The organism is Burkholderia sp. AU39826 (assembly GCF_020419965.1).
Taxonomy (GTDB): domain Bacteria; phylum Pseudomonadota; class Gammaproteobacteria; order Burkholderiales; family Burkholderiaceae; genus Burkholderia; species Burkholderia semiarida.
The window spans coordinates 1-3,362 of sequence record NZ_JAIZQG010000044.1 but is presented as its reverse complement, the minus strand read 5'-3'; the positions used below and the strand labels follow the sequence as shown (position 1 = coordinate 3,362).

Annotated in this window: 2 protein-coding genes; both read left to right on the top strand. The window is 59.8% G+C overall.

Annotation, left to right across the window (positions count from 1 at the left end; genetic code table 11):
- Positions 1-139 precede the first annotated feature (139 nt).
- Complete coding sequence (locus LGM42_RS32895) at positions 140-2,311, top strand: DUF3274 domain-containing protein (RefSeq protein ID WP_226234407.1); 2,172 nt, start codon at positions 140-142, stop codon at positions 2,309-2,311.
- Between the two features lie 134 nt (positions 2,312-2,445).
- The coding region (locus tag LGM42_RS32890; RefSeq protein ID WP_226234408.1) for a virulence factor at positions 2,446-3,362 on the top strand (917 nt) is incomplete at its 3' end.

Sequence of the window (3,362 nt, the reverse complement as noted above, 5' to 3'; positions counted from 1 at the left end):
GAGAACATCGATCAGATCGCACAGCAACACGTGCAAATCACGAGCGGCGAGCGAATCAATCTGCATGCCGGGCATGGCGTCGCGATGTTCGCGCACGGAGGCGCCGCAGATCGTCGTCGGCCGGACCGACGGCGTTGCGATGTGGACGAAAGACACCCGCCTGATCTGCGTCAAGCAAATGCCGTTGCCCGGTGTCGTCATCTTCGTGCATGGCGTGAACTCCGAAGGCGAATGGTTCGAGGCCGCCGAGCAGGGGCTGTGCGATGGCCTGAATCGCCGGCTCGGGCGGCTGGACGATCAGTTGAAGTATCACGGCATCGATGCCGGGCAACTGGTGCCGGCGAAGTACACGGAAAGCGTGACGCCGGATGGGTTTCTGAACCCGAAGCTGCTTGCGGACAACTACGTCAAGCATGACCCGTCCTTCTCGCCCGTCATTCATTTCCGCTGGGGCTATCGCGCAACGGCTGCGGAGCTGAAAGAGTACGGCGACAAGATCTTCCTGAACGAGAAGGACTATTGGGGCGGCGGCCCGTTCACGAACGGTTGCGCGAGCCTGCCCGATCTCTGGCACGGCGGCCTCGACGACCGCGCGGCCGGGTGGTTGACCGTCCAGGGGATCAACCCGACCAATCGGCCGCTGTATCGCGCGCCACCCCGCGCATATGGCGTGCTCGCGGCGTTGCGCCTTGCGAGGTTGATCGAGTCGATTCGCCGCATGCAGGCCGACGTGCCGATAACCGTCGTGTGCCATAGCCAGGGCAACATCGTGGGCCTTACCGCGGCCTTCTTCGGCGATGCACTACCCGATGTCGAAGATCCATGGGGACGCAGCGGGCATTGCGTGGCCGACGCCTACGTACTGGCGAATGCGCCGTACAGTCTTGCGCGCGCAGATGGCCCCAATCCATCCGATACGTTCATGGATACCTGGTCGCAACGCGCGACTCGGGACGGTGGCGGCCGTCGCGGAAGGCAGACCTATACCGCCCGCACGAAAACGTTCGGCAAGTTTCTGTCGATCATCGGCACGCGGAAGGCCTACGAACTGCCCGCCGACAAGATCGATGAAGACATGGCGAACGAACGGGTATCGCCGACCAGCAAGAAGTCTTATGCAGCACAAGAGGATCGGATACGCCACGGCCTGAACGGATCGACGTATGGTCGCGTCACCGCGTATTGCTGTCCGCATGATCAGGTGATTTCGGCGGTCACGGTTCAAGGCATCGGCTGGCGCGGCATCGACAAGAACGAACTGAACGATATCGGTGTCCCCGGCGTGCTGACGCAGCGCGTCTTTGCGTCCGGCTTCCGGGTTGGCGTGCAGAAGCACTATCGGTATTGGGAAGACGACTGGCGGCATGTGCAAAAGGGAAAGACGTCGGGATTCTGGTATCCGCCTTCGCCGCCTGCCAAGTTCAATCTCATCGGTGCGCTCAAGGGAAACGAGTCCGTTTTCGGGGTGGCGGCCACGCTTGCATCCGCGCCGATCATGTTTTTCGTGACCCAGATCAGCTCGGCATTGAACATGTTCCGCGTGAACGCCGTTCCGCCGCAGGGCTGGACCGTGGTGGCGGACGCGCCGGCACTCGACGAACCGTTCGCACCGAAGGCGTTTCGGTTCGGCAAGCCCATCGAAACGAAGGACGGCAATGCGACAAGCGACTTCAACGAAGGCAACGATCCGCCGGCCGCATGGCGCGACGCAAGCAAAAGCGAGGCAGACAAGCGCGCGGACGATCCCTACGATCAGTACGAGGCGAAGAACGCGGACAGTGTCGCGCAAGGGACGGCAGAGAGCGAAGCCGGACAGCGTTATGAGGACCGCGCGTTGATGCGGATGGAAGCGCGGCGCACGCTGAATACGGAATGGCTCGATGGTGATGGCCACGTGATCGGCGAGGACGGCAAGAGCGAAATGCCGGAGGGCTACAAGGAATGGCGCGATCAGCAGATTGTCGATTGGCTCGATCGTGGCGCGACCAACAGCCCGACGAATCACTCCACGACGATGACCAATCCGAAGCACGCCGAAAAGGCGCTTGCGTACGATGTGGCGATCGGGGTTTGCTATCTGACGCCGGAGCAAATGAAGGTGCTACGGCTTGAAGCCGATTGGAGGATGGGAGACGGTATTCCGGACGACAACCCGAACAAAAAATATGCAGAGTACTTTATGCGCGGACAGCTTGACGAGATTTCGATGCATGAATGGGTACGTGCAGAGAACAGTGAAGGCAGGATGCCGATCGCGATCACGGACGAACGCGAAGGACAGTTTTATCTGAAGGTCGGGGGAGCGGTATGAAGGTGCTGATCGTTACCTGGCCGCGACGTGCCGCCGTTGCGGGCGCCGCATGGATGATCACGACCGTACTCATGGCCTCGCTGATGGCGCACGTAGAACAACCGGACTCGACACAGTTGGAATTTGGAGATTGGATGAAACGATTTGTAGTTGTACCGAGTTTGGTAGCGCTCATGGTGTTTCTGTTTACTACGGCCATGGCTCGTTCGGCGCATTCTGCACCCACGTCCGAGTTCGCAGCGAACGTAGCTCCGGCCGTCACGGAGCCGGCGAAGCCGTTTGTTGCCCAGGTTGTCGGCCTGATCTGGTTGAATCCGTTGCAACGCATGGACTATCCGACCGAATGGCAATTGCTGTGGACGCAAGGGCTTGCCGCGCCGAACAAAAACGATGATATGGTTCGCACCGATCCAGAATCTTTCGCGAAACTTCAATCGATTGGCGCGCTGGTATATGGCAACGAAGGCGCAGAAACATTCAGGGGTTTCTATCGCAAGTACATGACCAAGTTCCCGCTGCTGCTTCACTCACGCTATGCGAGCAACGCGAAATACTTCTACACGGTCAAACCTGACGATAAAAAGAACTGGCGCGAGTTGGCTGGCATCCGTGTCGAGCTCGCGATTCCGGAGCGACTCGACGCAGCCGAATCGCAAAGCTATTTGCAGGACTCTATTCGAAGGACGTTTTCGATCGGGAATCGGTATTTCCCAACGATGTGGAGCCGCAACGAACTCCCTGACGTACAAGTCACACAAGGCGGCCCAAACACCGGATTCACATCGCTGAACAAAGCCCTGGACTACTTGCAGGCGAACCCTGACAAGAGCGTCTGGGTAGTGAACTGGGACGCGCCCAACTTCCCGCCCACGGACGCACAGATCAACGAGAATCTTGTCGTGCTGTTCCTCGCCGGCCCGACCCTCAACACCGAGCGTGAGCCCCTCGCCTGGATCGGCAAGGCCGCGACCGGCAACACGCATGATTTTCCGAAGAAGACCGGTACGACGCGAATCGTACAGGCGTGGAAGGCAACCATCGACCAAGCCGC

Bases quoted from the DNA above. Each gene is read 5' to 3' on its own strand.
- LGM42_RS32895 (WP_226234407.1), top strand. From the start codon at position 140: ATGTGGACGAAAGACACCCGCCTGATCTGCGTCAAGCAAATGCCGTTG.